The organism is Mycobacterium colombiense, assembly GCF_003284935.1.
GTDB classification, from domain to species: domain Bacteria; phylum Actinomycetota; class Actinomycetes; order Mycobacteriales; family Mycobacteriaceae; genus Mycobacterium; species Mycobacterium arosiense_A.
Genome location: NZ_QMEV01000084.1, coordinates 1 through 17,829 on the forward strand (window position 1 = coordinate 1; position 17,829 = coordinate 17,829).

17 protein-coding genes and 3 pseudogenes are annotated in these 17,829 nt (G+C 69.7%); 16 read left to right on the plus strand and 4 right to left on the minus strand.

The annotated features are described in order from the left end of the window. The 4 genes from aroC to aroQ all read left to right on the plus strand — a co-directional run. Positions 1-747: chorismate synthase (aroC, locus tag DQP57_RS23715; protein WP_112635063.1), on the plus strand; the 747-nt coding region annotated here is incomplete at its 5' end. Continuing rightward, positions 747-1,271: a shikimate kinase gene (locus DQP57_RS23720; protein ID WP_112635064.1), complete on the plus strand. Its 525-nt coding sequence runs from the start codon at positions 747-749 to the stop codon at positions 1,269-1,271. The genes aroC and DQP57_RS23720, both read left to right, overlap by 1 nt. Next, a complete protein-coding gene (aroB, locus tag DQP57_RS23725) occupies positions 1,268-2,356 on the plus strand; it encodes a 3-dehydroquinate synthase (RefSeq protein ID WP_112635065.1) in 1,089 nt (362 codons plus the stop codon). The genes DQP57_RS23720 and aroB overlap by 4 nt, the downstream gene beginning before the upstream one ends. Next, a complete protein-coding gene (gene aroQ, locus DQP57_RS23730; protein WP_112635066.1) occupies positions 2,349-2,795 on the plus strand; it encodes a type II 3-dehydroquinate dehydratase in 447 nt (148 codons plus the stop codon). Before aroB ends, aroQ begins: the two co-directional genes overlap by 8 nt. On the opposite strand, the gene DQP57_RS23735 is transcribed toward aroQ, so the two are convergent. Then, positions 2,792-3,502, minus strand: coding sequence for a B-4DMT family transporter (locus DQP57_RS23735; protein WP_205869221.1), 711 nt, complete (start codon positions 3,500-3,502; stop codon positions 2,792-2,794). The genes aroQ and DQP57_RS23735 overlap by 4 nt on opposite strands. Positions 3,503-3,535: 33 nt before the next feature. Between DQP57_RS23735 and DQP57_RS23740 the strand changes: the two genes are divergently transcribed. The 6 genes from DQP57_RS23740 (at position 3,536) to DQP57_RS23760 (ending at position 9,459) form a co-directional block, all read left to right on the plus strand. Further along, on the plus strand, positions 3,536-4,645 hold the full coding sequence (locus DQP57_RS23740) for a M24 family metallopeptidase (RefSeq protein ID WP_112635067.1): 1,110 nt from the start codon (positions 3,536-3,538) through the stop codon (positions 4,643-4,645). A gap of 49 nt (positions 4,646-4,694) precedes the next feature. Continuing rightward, positions 4,695-4,919 (plus strand): hypothetical protein, encoded by a 225-nt coding sequence (locus DQP57_RS26710; RefSeq protein WP_133259302.1) that lies wholly within the window; start codon positions 4,695-4,697, stop codon positions 4,917-4,919. Between the two features lie 127 nt (positions 4,920-5,046). Beyond that, positions 5,047-5,610 carry an elongation factor P gene (gene efp, locus DQP57_RS23745; protein ID WP_066863465.1) on the plus strand — a complete coding sequence of 188 codons (564 nt, stop codon included), beginning with the start codon at positions 5,047-5,049 and terminating at the stop codon, positions 5,608-5,610. After that, a complete protein-coding gene (gene nusB, locus DQP57_RS23750; RefSeq protein ID WP_112635068.1) occupies positions 5,607-6,116 on the plus strand; it encodes a transcription antitermination factor NusB in 510 nt (169 codons plus the stop codon). Before efp ends, nusB begins: the two co-directional genes overlap by 4 nt. After that, positions 6,113-6,502, plus strand: a complete 390-nt coding sequence (locus DQP57_RS23755; RefSeq protein WP_112635069.1) for an antitermination protein NusB — start codon at positions 6,113-6,115, stop codon at positions 6,500-6,502. Before nusB ends, DQP57_RS23755 begins: the two co-directional genes overlap by 4 nt. A gap of 92 nt (positions 6,503-6,594) precedes the next feature. Then, positions 6,595-9,459: an aminotransferase class I/II-fold pyridoxal phosphate-dependent enzyme gene (locus tag DQP57_RS23760; protein ID WP_112635070.1), complete on the plus strand. Its 2,865-nt coding sequence runs from the start codon at positions 6,595-6,597 to the stop codon at positions 9,457-9,459. Between the two features lie 4 nt (positions 9,460-9,463). Here DQP57_RS23760 and DQP57_RS23765 read toward each other — a convergent pair whose 3' ends face one another. Continuing rightward, positions 9,464-9,748 (minus strand): hypothetical protein, encoded by a 285-nt coding sequence (locus DQP57_RS23765; protein ID WP_112635071.1) that lies wholly within the window; start codon positions 9,746-9,748, stop codon positions 9,464-9,466. Between the two features lie 139 nt (positions 9,749-9,887). Between DQP57_RS23765 and DQP57_RS23770 the strand changes: the two genes are divergently transcribed. Further along, positions 9,888-11,270 carry a sensor histidine kinase gene (locus tag DQP57_RS23770; RefSeq protein WP_112635078.1) on the plus strand — a complete coding sequence of 461 codons (1,383 nt, stop codon included), beginning with the start codon at positions 9,888-9,890 and terminating at the stop codon, positions 11,268-11,270. Here DQP57_RS23770 and DQP57_RS23775 read toward each other — a convergent pair. Together DQP57_RS23775 and DQP57_RS23780 are read right to left on the minus strand one after the other, a co-directional pair. Beyond that, positions 11,252-11,920: a response regulator transcription factor gene (locus DQP57_RS23775; RefSeq protein ID WP_112635072.1), complete on the minus strand. Its 669-nt coding sequence runs from the start codon at positions 11,918-11,920 to the stop codon at positions 11,252-11,254. The two genes, DQP57_RS23770 and DQP57_RS23775, sit on opposite strands and share 19 nt — an antisense overlap. Next, a complete protein-coding gene (locus tag DQP57_RS23780; RefSeq protein ID WP_112635073.1) occupies positions 11,920-12,747 on the minus strand; it encodes a COG4705 family protein in 828 nt (275 codons plus the stop codon). Before DQP57_RS23780 ends, DQP57_RS23775 begins: the two co-directional genes overlap by 1 nt. 229 nt (positions 12,748-12,976) lie before the next feature. On the opposite strand from DQP57_RS23780, the gene DQP57_RS23785 reads away from it, so the two are divergent. The 5 genes and pseudogenes from DQP57_RS23785 to DQP57_RS23800 form a co-directional block, all read left to right on the plus strand. Then, the gene (locus DQP57_RS23785; protein ID WP_112635074.1) at positions 12,977-13,738 is read left to right on the plus strand and encodes a GntR family transcriptional regulator; all 762 of its coding nucleotides are present in this window, start codon (positions 12,977-12,979) and stop codon (positions 13,736-13,738) included. Then, entirely contained in the window at positions 13,735-13,965 is a 231-nt protein-coding gene (locus DQP57_RS23790; RefSeq protein WP_112635075.1) for a 4Fe-4S dicluster domain-containing protein, read from the plus strand. Before DQP57_RS23785 ends, DQP57_RS23790 begins: the two co-directional genes overlap by 4 nt. 25 nt (positions 13,966-13,990) lie before the next feature. Further along, positions 13,991-15,229, plus strand: a pseudogene (locus tag DQP57_RS23795) (ABC transporter substrate-binding protein); the annotation flags it as partial. After that, a pseudogene (locus DQP57_RS27550) lies at positions 15,227-15,598 on the plus strand (ATP-binding cassette domain-containing protein); the annotation flags it as partial. The pseudogenes DQP57_RS23795 and DQP57_RS27550, both read left to right, overlap by 3 nt. Beyond that, positions 15,598-17,829: pseudogene (locus tag DQP57_RS23800) on the plus strand (fumarate reductase/succinate dehydrogenase flavoprotein subunit); the annotation flags it as partial. The pseudogenes DQP57_RS27550 and DQP57_RS23800, both read left to right, overlap by 1 nt.

A 17,829-nucleotide genomic window follows, 5' to 3' on the forward strand; every position in this document is an offset into this window, starting at 1 on the left:
TTCCTGCGCCAGGCGCTGGGCGTCGAGGTGCTCTCGCACGTCATCTCGATCGGCCCCTCGGCCCCCTATGCTGGGCCGCCGCCCGGCATGGGCGACCTGCCCGCGATCGACGCCAGCCCGGTGCGCGCCTACGACAAGGCCGCCGAGGAGGCGATGATCGCCGAGATCGAGGACGCCAAGAAGGACGGCGACACCCTCGGCGGCGTGGTCGAGGTGGTGGCCCTTGGCCTGCCGGTCGGGCTGGGCTCGTTCACCAGCGGCGACAACCGGCTCGACAGCCAGCTCGCCGCGGCCGTGATGGGCATCCAGGCGATCAAGGGCGTCGAGGTCGGCGACGGCTTCGAGACGGCGCGCCGCCGCGGCAGCCGCGCCCACGACGAGATGTATCCGGGCCCCGACGGCGTGGTCCGCTCGACCAACCGCGCGGGCGGCCTCGAGGGCGGCATGACCAACGGCCAGCCCCTGCGGGTGCGCGCCGCGATGAAGCCCATCTCCACGGTGCCGCGGGCGCTGGCCACCGTCGACATGGCGACCGGCGACGAGGCCGTCGCGATCCACCAGCGCTCGGACGTGTGCGCGGTGCCGGCCGCCGGCGTGGTGGTCGAGGCCATGGTGGCGCTGGTGCTGGCGCGTGCGGCGCTGCAGAAGTTCGGCGGCGATTCGCTGGTCGAAACCCGCCGCAACGTCGAGTCCTACCGGCGGGCGGTCGCCGAGCGGGAGTCGCCGGCCGCCCGGGGTACCGGGTAATGGCGCCCAAGGCGGTGTTGGTGGGTTTGCCGGGCTCGGGCAAGTCCACGATCGGCCGGCGGCTGGCCAAGACGCTCGGGGTCGACTTCCTGGACACCGACGCGGCCATCGAGCAGCAGACCGGGCGCCGCATCGCCGACATCTTCGCCACCGACGGCGAGCCGGAATTCCGGCGCATCGAGGAGGACGTGGTGCGCGCCGCGCTGGCCGATCACGACGGCGTGGTGTCACTCGGGGGCGGCGCCGTCACCAGCCCGGGGGTGCGGGAGGCGCTCGCCGGTCACACCGTCGTCTACCTCGAGATCAGCGCCACCGAAGGCGTGCGGCGCACCGGCGGTAACGCGGTGCGCCCGCTGCTGGCCGGGCCCGATCGCGCCGACAAGTACCGCGCGCTGATGGCCGAACGCAGCCCGCTGTACCGGCGGGCCGCGACCATCCGCGTCGACACCAACCGGCGCAACCCCGGCGCGGTGGTGCGCTACATCGTCTCGCGGTTGCAGGCCCCCGCGGGGGCCGCGACATGACCCGCCCCGGTGATCCGGTCACCATCGAGGTGGCCGTCGACCCGCCGTACCCGGTGATCGTCGGCACCGGCTTGCTCGGCGAGCTGGACGAACTTTTGTGCAACCGGCACAAGGTGGCCGTCGTGCATCAACCGGTGCTCGCCGAGACCGCCGAAGTGATCCGAAGCCGGTTGGCGGACAAGGGGGTTGACGCGCATCGCATCGAGATCCCGGACGCCGAAGAGGGCAAAGATCTTCCGGTCGTGGGCTTCCTGTGGGAAGTGCTGGGCCGCATCGGGATCGGACGCAAGGACGCACTGGTCAGCCTCGGTGGCGGCGCGGCCACCGACGTCGCCGGATTCGCGGCGGCCACCTGGCTGCGCGGCGTCGACATCGTGCACGTGCCCACCACGCTGCTCGGCATGGTCGACGCGGCCGTCGGCGGCAAGACCGGGATCAACACCGACGCGGGCAAGAACCTGGTCGGGTCGTTCCATCAGCCGCACGCCGTCCTGGTCGACCTCGACACGCTGAAGACGTTGCCGCACAACGAACTTGTGGCCGGGATGGCCGAAATCGTCAAGGCGGGGTTCATCGCCGATCCGGTGATCCTCGACCTCATCGAGGCCGATCCGCGGGCCGCCGTCGACCCGTCGGGGGACGTCTTGGCGGAGCTGATCCGCCGCGCGATCGCCGTCAAGGCCGAGGTGGTGGCCGCCGACGAGAAAGAGTCGGAGCTGCGCGAAATCCTGAACTACGGACACACTTTGGGGCACGCCATCGAGCGCCGCGAGCGTTACCAGTGGCGCCACGGCGCCGCCGTGTCGGTGGGCCTGGTCTTCGCCGCCGAGCTGGCGCGGCTGGCCGGCCGGCTCGACGACGCCACCGCGCAACGCCACCGCACCATCCTGGCCGCGCTCGGCCTGCCGGTCAGCTACGACGCCGACGCGCTGCCGCAGCTGCTGGAATACATGGCGGGAGACAAGAAATCGCGCGCCGGCGTGCTGCGGTTCGTGGTCCTCGACGGGCTGGGCAAGCCGGGCCGGCTGGCCGGACCCGACCCGGCGCTGCTGGCGGCGGCCTACGCGGGAGTGGCCCATGAGTAAGACCGTCAACGTCCTCAACGGCCCGAACCTGGGCCGGCTCGGTCGGCGGGAGCCCGACGTGTACGGCGACACGACACACGATCAGCTGGCCGCGTTGATCGAGCGGGAGGCCGACGCGCTGGGCCTCAAAGCCGTTGTGCGGCAAAGTGATAGCGAAGCCGAACTGCTGGACTGGATTCATGCGGCCGCCGACGCGGGCGAACCGGTGATCCTCAACGCCGGCGGGCTCACCCACACCTCGGTGGCGCTGCGCGACGCCTGCGCCGAGCTCAGTGAGCCCCTGATCGAGGTGCACATCTCCAATGTCCATGCGCGCGAGGAATTTCGGCGGCATTCCTATCTGAGCCCGGTCGCCACCGGCGTGATCGTGGGCCTGGGGGTGCAGGGCTACCTGCTCGCCCTGCGCTATCTGGCCGGGGAGCCCGGCGCCAACAGCTAGCCCTTGTCGTGTTCGGTGCCCGGCGTGGTGTGCTCCTCGCCGGTGCGGATCACCTCGGTCTTCGGGTCGTCCTCGGGCTTGGCGATCGTCTCGGTCGGGGATTCGGTAGTGGCCACCGTGTCGGTGGGCGCCTCGCGCTCGGCCGTGGCGACCGACCCGGCCCGCGCCTCGCCCTGTGCGCCGGACGCCTGCGCGGGGATCTCGCCGGTGGGGGCGTCGTCGCCGCGCACCGCGGAGAACACGTCGGTATCGGCCCGCTCATCGTCGGTGCCCGGCCGCCGCGGCGGGGGATTGCGGTCCACCCGCCAGCGCCCGATGGTCACGCCGATGATCCCGGGCAGGAAGACGCACAGCGCGGTGAAGGCGGCAAAGGTCGTGATCTCGTTGAGCAGCCCGCCGGTGTACAGGCCGTTGTAGACGAGCGCGATCAGCCAGGACACGGCGCCGCTGAGGACACCGGCCAGCAGGCCGGCCAGCAGCCACGTCATCGCCAGGTCGCCGCGGCGGTCCGGATCCGGGTTGGCGATGGCGTCACGGCGGCCGTCGAGCACCCCCCACGCGGCCACGCCGATGATGAACAGCAGCAGCAGCACCACGCTGAACAACCCGGCGTTCGTCTGCCACGCGTTGATCAGTGCACCTTGGAACAATCGGACTACGACCATCGCCGCGGCGTAGACCAATCCGCGCAGCATCCAGTTACTCATGGCCCAAAAGCGTAGCGAGTACCGTCAAGACCTGTGACACATTCACAGCGTCGAGACAGGCTCAAAGCGCGACTCGAGGCGGGCGGACTGGATGCGCTGCTGGTCACGGACCTGGTGAACGTCCGTTACCTCACCGGTTTCACCGGATCCAACGGCGCGTTGCTGGTGTTCGCCGACGATCGGGGCCCCGTGCTGGCCACCGACGGGCGGTACCGAACCCAGGCCGCCGAGCAGGCGCCGGACCTCGACGTCGCCATCGAACGGGCGCTCGGGCGCTACCTGGTCGCGCAGGCCGCCGAGGCGGGCGCGCAGAAGCTGGGCTTCGAAAGCAACGTGGTGACCGTCGACGGGTTCGACGCCCTGACCCGCGAGCTCGACGACCGCAAAGCGGCCACCGAGTTGGTCAAGGCCGCCGGGACCGTCGAGGCGTTGCGCGAGGTCAAGGACGCCGGCGAGGTCGCGCTGCTGCGGCTGGCCTGCGAGGCGGCCGACGCCGCGCTGAGCGATCTGGTGGCGCGTGGCGGCCTGCGGCCCGGCCGCACCGAACGCGAGGTCAGCCGCGAGCTGGAGGCCCTGATGCTCGACCACGGCGCCGAGGCGATCTCGTTCGAGACCATCGTGGCCGCCGGGCCGAATTCGGCGATCCCGCACCATCGCCCCACCGACGCCGTGCTGGCCAGCGGAGATTTCGTGAAGATCGACTTCGGCGCGCTGGTCGGCGGCTACCACTCCGACATGACCCGCACCTTCGTGCTCGGCAAGGCCGCCGACTGGCAGCTGGAGATCTACCAGCTGGTCGCCGACTCGCAGCGGGCCGGCCGGGAGGCGCTGCACGCCGGCGCCGACCTGCGCGAGGTGGACGCCGCGGCCCGCCAGGTGATCGCCGACGCCGGTTATGGCGAGCAGTTCAGCCACAGCCTGGGCCACGGCGTGGGCCTGGAGATCCACGAAGCGCCGGGCATCGGCACCACGTCCACCGGCACGCTGCTGGCCGAATCGGTGGTGACGGTGGAACCCGGGGTCTACCTGCCCGGCCGCGGCGGGGTGCGCATCGAGGACACCTTGGTCGTGCCCCAGCCGGCCAGCGGCAAGCCGCCGGAATTGCTGACCAAGTTCCCCAAGGAGCTGGCCGTCCTGGGGTAGCCCTCGCAGGTCCTCCGGGGGGCTTGCCCCCGCGAGTACAGTCGGGTGGGTGAACGGGGTGGCACGGGGTTTGGCGCGCCTCCGAGACTTCCGGTGGGACATGTACGCCCAGCCCCTTCGGGAGACGCGGCTCGAGATGCAGATCGTGTACTTCGCGATCCGCATGCCGTTCGCTGGGGGGGTCACCGTCCACTTCCCGCTGCTGACCATGGTCAAGCCGCTGCCCTCGCCCGACGAGCGCACCGCGATGGGCTCCGAACCGGTGCGCCGCTGACGGGGTTTGGCCCGTCACCGCGCCGACCCCGGCCCGCGAGGCCGCGCCCGGCGGCGCTCTAAACTGGCCGACAAGTCACAGACAGCCGCGCAGCCGACTGTCCATCCCCGAGGAGATATACCGAACCGTGGCAAGCACTGCCGATTTCAAGAACGGACTGGTGCTGGTGATCGACGGCCAGCTGTGGCAGATCGTCGAGTTCCAGCACGTCAAACCCGGCAAGGGCCCGGCCTTCGTGCGGACCAAGCTGAAGAACGTGCTCTCCGGCAAGGTCGTCGACAAGACGTACAACGCCGGGGTCAAGGTGGAGACCGCCACCGTCGACCGGCGCGACGCCACCTACCTCTACCGCGACGGCTCGGACTTCGTGTTCATGGACAGCCAGGACTACGAGCAGCACCCGCTGCCGGAGTCGCTGGTCGGCGACGCCGCCCGGTTCCTGCTGGAGGGTCTGCCGGTGCAGGTGGCGTTCCACAACGGGTCACCGCTGTACCTGGAACTGCCGGTGTCGGTCGAGATGGAGGTCACCCACACCGAGCCCGGCCTGCAGGGCGACCGCTCCAGCGCGGGCACCAAGCCGGCCACGGTGGAGACCGGCGCCGAGATCCAGGTGCCGCTGTTCATCAACACCGGCGACAAGCTGAAGGTGGACACGCGCGACGGCAGCTACTTGGGCCGCATCAACGCGTGAGTAGACCCGTGAGGGGACGCCATCAGGCCCGCAAACGCGCCGTCGACCTGTTGTTCGAAGCCGAGGCCCGCGGTCTGAGCCCGGCGGAGGTGGTCGACGTGCGCACCGGGCTCGCCGAAACCAACCCCGAGATCGCGCCCCTGCAGCCGTATACGGCCGCGGCGGCCCGGGGCGTCGGCGAGCACGCCGCGCACATCGACGACCTGATCAGCTCGCATCTGCAGGGTTGGACGCTGGACCGGCTGCCCGCCGTGGACCGCGCGATCCTGCGGGTCGCGGTCTGGGAGCTGCTGTACGCCGACGACGTGCCCGAGCCAGTGGCCGTCGACGAGGCCGTCCAGCTGGCCAAGGAGCTGTCCACCGATGATTCGCCCGGCTTCGTCAACGGGGTGCTCGGCCACGTCATGCTGGTGACGCCGCAGATCCGGGCCGCCGCCGAGGCGGTCCGGGGCGCGCGGGATCCCGACGTCGCGGCAACCCCGGAGGGCCCCGGACCGCAGCCATGACCCGGTTGGAGCTGCGCCTGCTCGTTGCGGCCGCGCTGGCCGCGGCGGTGGTGCTGGGCGCGGTGATCTGCGCCGCCTTCCACCTGACCGTCGTCGCCTCGGTGCTCTCGATCTTCGCGCTGGGGGTCGGCGCCTGGCTGTATCACTGCGTCGAACGGGTGGTCCTCGCCCGCCGCATCAGCACGGTGCGCTCGGCCGCCAAGCCGCTGCAGCCGCTGTTGCCGGTGATGGCGGCGATCATGGGGCTGACGCAGGGCGTGGTGCGCTCGCTGTCCGATGTCACCGAACTGCCGGCGCGCCGCTGGGAGTTGCCGATGCTGCGATGGGTGGACGGCGGCCGGGGTAATCGCCGTGTGGTGGAAAGTGACGACGAGGCGGATCGCTGATCAAGCTGGGGTGAAACGACCACGGGCATGCCGCGGCGGGTTGACAATACGAGCGGCACGTCAGCGGCGGCGAACGAAGAACAGGTGAGGTCATGATTCGATACAGCACCCAGCCGCGACGACTTCGGGTGTCGGCCCTGGCGGCCGTGGCCAACCCCTCCTACGCGCGGGTCGACACCTGGAACCTGCTCGACGACGCCTGCCGTCACCTCGCCGAGGTCGACCTCGCCGGGCTGGACAAGACCCACGACGTGGCCCGGGTGAAACGCCTGATGGACCGCATCGCCGCCTACGAGCGGTACTGGCTGTACCCCGGTGCGGCGAATCTGGCGATCTTCCGCGCCCACCTGGAAAGCCTGTCCACGGTGCGGCTCACCGAAGAGGTCTCCCTGGCCGTGCGGTTGCTGAGTGAATATGGCGACCGCGCAGGGCTTTTCGACACGTCGGCACCCCTGGACGACCAGGAACTGGTGGCCCAGGCCAAACAGCAGCACTTCTACACGGTGCTGCTCGCCGACGACGCCCCCAGCACCGCGCCGGACAGCCTGGCCGAGTGCCTGCGCGCGCTGCGCGCACCGTCTGACGACGTGCAGTTCGAGATCCTGGTGGTTCCCAGCGTCGAGGACGCCATCACCGCGGTCGCGCTCAACGGGGAGATCCAGGCCGCGATCATCCGCGACGACCTGCCGCTGCGGTCCCGCGACCGGCTGCCGCTGATGAACACGCTCCTCGGACCCAACGAGGACGCCGGCGACGGCATCCCCGACCGGGCCAACTACTGGGTGGAGTGCGGCGAATGGATCAGGGAGCTGCGGCCCCACATCGACCTGTATCTGCTCACCGACGAGTCGATCGCGGCCGGTGACGACACCGAGCCCGACGTCTACGACCGGACGTTCTACCGGCTCAACGACGTCACCGATCTGCACAGCACGGTCCTCGCCGGTCTGCGGAACCGTTACGCCACACCGTTTTTCGATGCGCTGCGGGCGTATGCCGCGGCGCCGGTCGGCCAATTCCACGCCCTGCCCGTGGCGCGCGGCGCCAGCATCTTCAACTCCAGGTCGCTGCAGGACATGGGGGAGTTCTACGGCCGCAACATCTTCATGGCCGAAACCTCCACCACCTCCGGCGGTCTGGACTCGCTGCTCGATCCGCACGGCAACATCAAAAAGGCGATGGACAAGGCAGCCAAGACGTGGAACGCCGACCACACCTACTTCGTCACCAACGGGACGTCGACCGCCAACAAGATCGTCGTGCAGTCGCTGACGCGGCCGGGCGACATCGTGCTGATCGACCGCAACTGCCACAAGTCGCACCACTACGGGCTGGTGCTGGCCGGCGCCTACCCCTTGTATCTGGACGCCTACCCGCTGCCGCAGTTCGCGATCTACGGCGCGGTGTCGCTGCACACCATCAAGCAGACGCTGCTGGACCTGGAGGCGGCCGGGCAGCTGCACCGGGTGCGCATGCTGCTGCTGACCAACTGCACCTTCGACGGAGTCGTCTACAACCCGTTGCAGGTCATGCAGGAGGTGCTGGCGATCAAGCCGGACATCTGCTTCCTGTGGGACGAGGCGTGGTACGCGTTCGCCACGGCCGTTCCGTGGGCCCGGCAGCGAACGGCGATGGTGTCCGCCGAACGCCTCGAGCAGATGCTCGCCTCGCCGGAATACGTTGAGGAATACCGGAAATGGGCCGCCACCATGGAGGGCGTCGACCGGTCGGAGTGGATCGAGCGCGAGTTGATGCCCGACCCGGCCACCGCGCGGGTCCGCGTCTACGCCACCCATTCCACCCACAAATCGCTGTCGGCGCTTCGGCAGGCGTCGATGATCCATGTGCGCGACCAGGATTTCAACGCGCTCACCCGCGATTCGTTCGGTGAGGCGTTTTTGACCCACACGTCGACATCACCCAACCAGCAACTGCTGGCCTCATTGGACCTGGCGCGCCGCCAGGTCGACATCGAGGGCTTCCAGCTGGTCCGGCAGGTCTACGACATGGCGCTGGTCTTCCGGCATCGGGTGCGCAAGGACCGGCTGATCAGCAAGTGGTTCCGCATCCTCGACGAATCCGATTTGGTGCCAGAGGAATTCCGGGAGTCCTCGGTGAGCTCCTACCGCGAGGTCAGGCAGGGGGCGCTGGCCGAGTGGAACGAGGCGTGGCGCTCCGACCAGTTCGTGCTGGACGCCACCCGCGTGACCCTGTTCGTCGGCGCGACCGGGATGAACGGCTACGACTTCCGCGAGAAGATCCTGATGGAACGATTCGGCATCCAGATCAACAAGACGTCGATCAACAGCGTGCTGTTGATCTTCACGATCGGCGTCACGTGGTCGAGCGTGCACTATCTGCTCGACGTGTTGCGAAGGGTGGCAATCGATTTCGACCGCATCCAGAAGGCGGCCAGCGTCGCCGACCGCGCGCTGCAAGAACGTCATGTCGAGGAGATCACCGAGGATCTGCCGCATCTGCCCGACTTCAGCGAATTCGACATGGCGTTTCGGCCCGTCGACGAGTGCAAATTCGGCGACATGCGCTCGGCGTTCTACGCCGGATACGAGGAGTCCGACCGCGAACACGTGCTGATCGGCATGGCCGGGCGACGACTGGCCGAGGGCAAGACCCTGGTGTCGACCACGTTCGTGGTCCCCTACCCGCCGGGCTTCCCGGTGCTGGTCCCCGGTCAGGTGGTGTCCAAGGAGATCGTCTACTTCCTGGCCCAGCTCGACGTCAAGGAAATCCACGGATACAACCCCGATCTCGGGTTGTCGGTGTTCACCGAGACGGCGCTGGCGCGCATGGAGGCGCAACGCAACGCCGCGATGGCGGCGGTGGGTTCGGTGACCGCGGCCTTCGAGCTGCCCTCGGACGCGTCGGCAACCAACGGAGCGCGCAACAACGGGGCCGACGGCGCCCCCGCGGTGCCGTCGGTCGCCGACAGCGGCTGAGCGATCAGCCGGTCTTCGCGGGCGGCTGGGCGGCGCACGTGGTGCGCGCCGAGGTGTGCGGTGCGCCGGGCGACCAGTCGGTGATGCCCCGCCGGATTCCCTGGATGAGCGCGTCCCGGCCCGCCGGGGCCGTTTCGTTGCAGCTCGAACTGAGGGTGCCGAACGGGCTGGGGTCGGCGCCGGCCGGCGCCGCCACCAGCACGCCCGTGCCGAACAGCACTGCCGCGCTGACCAGCAACCGGGTGGTCACACGGTCGCGACGACGCGAAGAGCGTGCGGTACCAGACATGACACCGTCAGCCTAGGACGGCGGCCCTGAGAGGGCGCTGAGAGCGCGCTGAGCTCGGTGTTCTGCGCGGGGCCGCGGCCCTGCGAGAATCGACGGCGTGCGGATATTCGGTGGTCGGGAGGCTCGGCCCCGCGGGCGGCTGCGCCCGCGGCATCTGCCGCACCTGGGCATCTCGGCCCGCTCGGCGGCGGTGTCGGCGATCGTCGTGCTGTGCGCGCTGGGCGTCGCCGGCGCGGGACTGGACGCGATCCTGTACCGGTCGCTGCTGGCGGGCGTCGATTACGCCGCCGCCGAACGGGTCCGCGATATCACCAAGGCGCTGCAGTCCGATTCGCTCGACGACCTCGACAACCACTTGCTGACCACCGACCAGCGGGTGGTCGCGACCCAGTTGATCGGCCCGGACGGCACCGTGGTCAGACGATCCGGCTCGGCGCCGAAGACACCGCTGGTCTCGCCGGACCAGTTCGACTTCACTCTGCGCCGCGGTTTGCCCGACGACGCGGTGGCCGGCGACGACATGCGGGTCAGCGGCCAAAAGGTGGCGACCCGATCCGGCGTCTACACGGTGCTGGTGGGAGGGGGCAGCGAGGCGGTCGAGGGGACCGCGCGGGCCCTGGCGATCGTGTTGGCCGGCAGCGCGCCGGTGATCGTCGCGGTGGTGGCGGGGGCGACCTACTGGCTGGTGCGCCGCTCGCTGCAGTCGGTGGACGCGATCCGGACCCGGGTGGCCGACATCTCGACATCCGATCTGGCCGGGCGGGTTCCGGTGCCCGACAGCCATGACGAGATCGCGGCCCTGGCCGTCACCATGAACGAGATGCTCTCGCGGCTGGAAGCGGGTCACCGCGAGCAGCAACGCTTCGTGGGCGACGCGTCCCACGAACTGCGCAGCCCGCTGGCCACCATCATCTCCGGGCTGGAGGTGGCCGAGGCCCATCCCGACCTGCTCGACGCCGAGCTCGCCGTCAACACCCTGTTGCCCGAGGCGCAGCGCATGCACACCCTGATCGAGGACCTGCTGCTGCTGGCCCGCGCCGACGAGCAGCGGCTGCTGCGGCGCAGGGAGCCGGTGGCACTCGACGACCTGGTGCGGGCCGAGGCCGACCGGGCCCGCCGCGACGCGCAGTGCGTGATCCACACCGACATGAGCCCGGTGCGTCTGGACGCCGACCCGGTGGCCATGTCGCGGATGATCCGCAACCTCGTCGAAAACGCTGTCCGCCACGCGGTTTCGTGTGTCGCCATCGAAGTCCGCGGCGACGACGCGACGGCGGTCCTGACCGTCAGCGACGACGGCCCCGGCATCGCCCCCGCCGACCGCAACCGGGTGTTCGAACGTTTCGTGCGCCTGGACTCCGACCGGGCGCGCAGCGGGGGAGGAACCGGGCTCGGGCTGGCGATCGTCGCCGAGGTCGTCGCCGCGCATGGGGGCGCGGTCGCCATCGACGACGGGCCCAGCGGGGGAACCACCATGGTTGTGACGTTGCCGCGGCAGGGGTCTCAGCACACCAACCGGTAGCCGACCCCCCGGATCGTCTCGATCGTGTTGGTACCGAAGGGAACATCGATCTTGCGGCGCAGATAGCCCACGTAGACCTCGACGACGTTGTCCGGCCCGTGATGGTGGGCATCCCACACGTTCTGCAGTATCTCGGCCTTGGTCACCACCACGTCCATGTTGCGCATCAGGTATTCGAGCACCCCGTACTCGCGGGGAGTCAGCGCGATCGGCGTCGAGCCCCGCTTGACGGTGTGCCGGGCGGGATCGAGCGCCAGCGACCCCGCTTTGAGTACCACCGGGCGCGCCGGTGCGCCGCGGCGAACCAGCGCCCGCAGCCGCGCCACCAGCACCCGGAACGAGAACGGCTTCGTCAGATAGTCATCCGCGCCCAGATCGAAGGCATCGGTCTCGTCGTACTCACCGTCCTTGGCGGTCAGCATGAGCACCGGCGTCCATACGTTGTGCGACCGCATCCGGCGCAGCACCTCATAGCCGCTGAGGCCGGGCAGCATGATGTCGAGAACGATGACGTCGAACGCGTTTTCGGTGGCCTCCCGCAGGGCGTCGACACCGTTGCCGGCGGCCACGACGACGAACCCCTCCGCCTTGAGCCCCCTGGTCAGGGTCGCGGCCAGCCGTGGTTCGTCCTCAACGAGCAGGACTCTCATCAGCGCGCGTCCCGATCCGAGCGCTCGGCGCCGCTGTCCGGCTGGGCTTGTGGCGCATCGTCTTCGGGCCGGCCGGGGTGCCGGCCGGGACGCTGCGGGATGATCACGAGGAGCAGCGCGATGAGCGCCGCGATCACCGCCGAGGCCAGCGGGCGACTCCACGCCAGGCCGCCGTCCGCGACGGGCTTGTCGATGAAGTCACCCACGGTCGCCCCCAGCGGCCGGGTGAGGATGAACGCGACCCAGAACAGCGTGACGCGGGAAATCGAGGTCCAGAAGTACAGGGCGGCGACCACCGCCAGGCCGGCCGCGAACACCAGCGCGCCGCGTTCGTAACCGAAATCGCGGGTGTCGGCCAGCCAATCCCCGAGCGCGGTGCCCAGCGTCTGCGAAAACGTGATGGTCGCCCAGTAGAAGGCCTCCACTTTGGGCGTCGAGACGGTGCTGACCGATACGGTGCCCTGCGACCATCGCCACAGTCCCAGGGTGGCCAGCAGGCACGCCAGCAGCACCAGCGATCCGCCCGTGTACCCGATGCCCAGCGAGCGGTCCGCGAAATCGGCCAGCACGGTGCCGAAGGTCGTCGAGGCCACGATCGTCGCCCAGTACAGGACCGCATGGAACCGGTTGGCCAGGATCTGGGCCGCCACCAGAGCCACCAGCGCGACGCCGAAAATCGCGACCCCGGCGGCGTAGCCCCAATTGAGGGTCATCGTGACGGTGTCGCCACCCGTCTCGCCCAACGTCGTCGCCAACACCTTGATGACCCAGAAGCCCAGGGTGACGGCGGGCACCTTGGTCAGCGTGTGCTTCGAGACGTCAGTCATGCACGTCATCTTCCGCTATCGGTGCCCGACACGGAATTCCCGAGTGCGACGCCCGCGGCAGGTTCTGCTCACCGGGATCACAAAGCCGGCGGGTTCTCGCAGGTGGCGCAATGACGCGGCGGGCGGCGGTTTGTGCTGGTGGGGCCCGAACGCCGCCCGGCGCAATACGCCCTGGCGCGGCCACGGTCGCGCATCGGCGCCCCGGAAAGCGGCCCTGAGCTGCATTAGCGTGACTCCCGTGGCGCACCCCGTACCGATTGCAGGACCCAGGGCCGACCGTGCCCGCCGGGTCGCCGACGTGCTGCGCCAGCAGATCCACGCCGACGCCTATCCGGCGGGCCTGCCCGCCGAACAGGAGTTGGCCGGCGAATTCTCGGTCTCGCGCAACACCATTCGCGAGGCGCTGGCCGTCCTCAAGCACGAGGGGCTGATCGACCGCGGGCCGAAGGTGGGCACGCACGTCGCGCAGCGCAAGTACGACCACGGCCTGGACGCGCTGCTCGGCCTGAAGGAGACGTTCAAGGATCTCGGTGAGGTCCGCAACGAGGTGCGCGCCGCGATGCCGGTCACCGCGCCGCCGTCGGTGGCCCGCCGGCTGCGGCTGCGGCCCGGTGAGCAGGCGGCGTTCGTCGAGCGGTTGCGGTACCTGGGCGAGCTGCCGCTGAGCCTGGACCTCACCTACCTCGCCCCGGACATCGGCCGGCGGGTGCTCGACCATCCGCTGGAGACCAACGACCTGTTCGCGCTGATCGAACAGGTGAGCGGGCAGCGGCTGGGCTCGGCGGCGCTGGCGCTCGAGGCCATCCCGGCCGACGCGCACTCGGCGGCCACGCTGCAGGTGCCCGACGGCGCGGCGCTGCTGATGCTGGAGCGACTCACCAGCCTGGCCGACGGCACACCCGTCGACCTGGAGTACATCCGGATGCGCGGCGACCGAATCACCATGCGCGGCAATCTCATAAGAGCCGAGCCGATGAGGAGCAATCGATGACGCTGATCAACAACAACCGCGCCGACGTTCCGGTCACCATCGACGAGTCGCTGTGTATCGACGGCTGCACGCTGTGCGTGGAGGCCTGTCCCCTCGATGCGCTGGCCATCAACCCCGACACCGGCAAGGCCTACATGCACGTCGACGAGTGCTGGTACTGCGGCCCCTGCGCGGCCCGCTGTCCCACCGGCGCCGTAACCGTCAACATGCCCTATCTGCTTCGCTGAAAAGCGTTCAATCCCAGGGTCTTCGATGAAACGACCCGCCATTGCGCTGGCGTCGGTGGTGGTCGCGATCGCGGCGCTCGCCTCCGGTTGCTCACTGGAATCCCTGTCGCAGTCCTCCGGTGTGGTCAACGTGGTGGTGGGCTACCAGTCCAAGACCATCAACACCGTCACCGCGGGGACGCTGCTGCGCGCGCAGGGCTACCTGGAGCGCCGCCTGGCCGACATCACCACCCGCACCGGCACCAAATACGCGGTGCGCTGGCAGGATTACGACACCGGTGCCCCGATCACCGCGCAGATGCTCGCCGAGAAGATCGACATCGGCTCGATGGGTGACTATCCAATGCTGATCAACGGTTCCAAGACGCAGGCCAACCCGCTGGCGAAAACCGAGATCGTCTCGATCACCGGCTACAACCCCAAGGGCGCGCTGAACATGGTGGTGGTGGCGCCCGGTTCGTCGGCGACCACGTTGAACGACCTGGCCGGCTCCAAGGTCTCGGCCAGCGTGGGGTCGGCCGGTCACGGCACGTTGATGCGGGCGCTGGACCGGGCCGGGATCAAGGGTGTGGAAGTGCTCAACCAGCAACCGCAGGTGGGCGCCTCCGCGCTGGAATCCGGTCAGGTGCAAGGCCTTTCGCAGTTCGTCGACTGGCCGGGGTTGCTGGTGTATCAGGGTAAGGCAAAACTGCTCTACGACGGGGCCGAGCTGAACCTGCCCACCCTGCACGGGGTGGTGGTGCGGCGCTCGTATGCGGCGTCGCATCCCGAGGTGCTGGGTGCCTTCCTGCAGGCGCAACTGGACGCGGGAGATTTCCTCAACAGCAAGCCGCTGGAGGCCGCCCGCATCGTCGCCCAGGGGAGCGGCCTGCCGCAGGAAGTGGTGTACCTCTACAACGGCCCCGGCGGTACCTCTTTCGACACCACGCTCAAACCGTCACTGGTCGAGGCGTTGAAAAACGATGTGTCCTACCTGAAGTCGATCGGTGACTTCGCCGACCTCGACGTGTCCGGCTTCGTCCAGGACGGGCCGTTGCGCACCGTGTTCGGCGCTCGCGGCCTCAACTACGACGCGGCCCGGGCCGCCACCACCAACCCGTCGGCGCTGCGCGGGGATCCCGGGCTGGCAAGCGAGCTGTGGCTGGACGGTGCCGATTCCACCCAAACGGTCGCCAACCCGACCAGCCTGCTGCGGGCCGTGCGGGACGCCACCGCCCGCGGCGCCAAGGTCCGTGCCGCCTACGTTCCCGACGCGGAACTGGGCTTCGGTGACTATCTGCCCAAGAGCCTGTCCGGCGGCATGCGCCAGCGCGTCCAGCTGGCCCGCGGGCTGGCCGGGGCGCCACGCGCGGTGATGATGGACGAGCCGTTCGGCGCGCTGGACACCCAGACCCGGACGGCCATGCAGCGGCTGCTGATCGACACGTGGCGGGCCCATCCGACGACGATCGTCTTCGTCACCCACGACGTCGACGAGGCGCTGCTGCTGGGCGATCGCATCGCCGTGCTGGGCAAGGCCGGCCAGCCGCTGCGCGCCCTGGTCGACGTGCCGGAGCCGCGCGTCGATCGGCAGCGCGCCGCGGTGCGCGCCGAAGTCATTGCGGCGCTGGATCACTCGGCGGTGGCGGCATGATGCAGATTCCCGACCCGGCGGCCCCGACCCGCCTTGACTGCGACGTGCTGGTCATCGGCGGCGGCACCGCGGGCACCATGGCCGCGCTGTCGGCCGCCGAGAACGGCGCGCAGGTGCTGCTGCTGGAGAAGGCCCACGTGCGCCACTCCGGCGCCCTGGCCATGGGCATGGACGGCGTGAACAACGCGGTGATCCCCGGTAAGGCCGAGCCCGAGGACTACGTCGCCGAGATCACCCGCGCCAACGACGGAATCGTCAACGCACGGTGTATCAGACCGCCACCCGCGGATTCGCGATGGTGCAGCGGCTGGAGCGCTACGGGGTGAAGTTCGAGAAAAACGAGCACGGCGAATACGCCGTGCGCCGGGTGCACCGCTCAGGCTCCTACGTGCTGCCGATGCCCGAGGGCAAGGACGTCAAGAAGGCGCTGTATCGCGTGCTGCGGCAGCGGTCGATGCGCGAGAAGATCCAGATCGAGAACCGGCTGATGCCGGTGCGGGTGCTGGTCGACGGCGGGCGGGCCGTCGGTGCGGCCGCGCTGAACACGCGCACCGGCGAATTCGTCACGGTCGGCGCCAAGGCGGTCATCCTGGCCACCGGCGCGTGCGGCCGACTCGGCCTGCCCGCCTCGGGCTACCTGTACGGCACCTACGAGAACCCGACCAACGCCGGTGACGGCTACTCGATGGCCTACCATGCGGGCGCGGAGCTGTCCGGCATCGAGTGCTTCCAGGTCAACCCGCTGATCAAGGATTACAACGGCCCGGCGTGTGCGTACGTGGCGAATCCCTTTGGTGGCTATCAGGTGAACGCGCACGGCGAGCGGTTCGTCGACTCCGATTACTGGTCGGGGCAGATGATGGCCGAAATGAAAAGCGAGATCGACTCCGCGCGCGGGCCCATCTACCTGAAGGTGTCGCACCTGCCCGACGAGGCGCTGACCGCGCTGGAAAACATCCTGCACACCACCGAGCGGCCCACCCGGGGCACCTTCCACGCCAACCGCGGCCACGACTACCGCACCCACGACATCGAGATGCACATCTCCGAGATCGGCTTGTGTAGCGGGCATTCCGCCTCCGGGGTGTGGGTCGACGAGCACGCCCGCACCACGGTGCCGGGACTCTACGCCGCCGGCGACATGGCCTGCGTCCCGCACAACTACATGATCGGGGCGTTCGTCTTCGGCGATCTGGCCGGCACGCATGCCGCCTCGACCCTGGCCGAAGTGGCTGCACCGCAGCAACTTCCGGACGACCAGGTGCGTGAGGCGCACGAGCTGATCTACCGGCCGCTGCGCCATCCGGACGGCCCGCCGCAGCCGCAGGTCGAATACAAGCTGCGCCGCTTCGTCAACGACTATGTCGCGCCCCCCAAGACCGGGGCAAAGCTGTCGCTGGCCATCCGCACCTTCGAGCGGATGAGCGCCGAGATCGCCGAGATGGGCGCCCGCAATCCGCACGAGCTGATGCGGGCGGTGGAGGTGTCGTTCATCCGGGACTGCGCCGAGATGGCCGCCCGCTCGTCGCACACCCGCACCGAATCGCGCTGGGGCCTGTATCACGATCGCGCCGACCTGCCGGGCCGTGACGACAACCAGTGGGGCTATCACCTCAACCTGCGCAAGGATGACAGCGGTGAGATGGTGTTCCTCAAGCGGCCGGTGGCGCCGTACTTCGTGCCGGTCCCGGAGCTGGACGGCCTGCCGCCCACCGACCAGACGGTGTACCCGGTCGAGCAGCCACCGCTGGTCGGCGGTCAGGCGCCGGCCACCGCCGTATCCCGAATCAACTCGGCCGCAACGGCATTCGAGCCGCCCTCGCCGCGCATCGCCGAGGTGCTGGCGCTCGAGGAGCCCACGATGGCGGACCTGAAGCCCTACCTTGCCGACGCGGACCCCGGGGTGCGCCGCACCGCGGTGTCGACGCTGACCGAGCACATCCCCGACGGGTATGCGCCTGCGCTGGTGGCCGCCCTGAACGACGACGACGCGACCGTCCGGCGCACCGGCGCCGACGGCATCCGCGAGCTGGTCGAGGTCCTACCCGAGCCGGAAAGCGTGCGGCAGCACCTGGAGTCGGCCGATCGGGTGGTCCGCGCCGCGTCGGTGTACGTGCTGGCCGCCCGCCGGTCCGGCGACGCCGCGCACTACCGTCGCGCCCTCGAGGACGTCGACCACCGGGTGCGCATCGGGCGGTGCGCGCGCTGGTGTCCGTCGACGACGTGGCGGG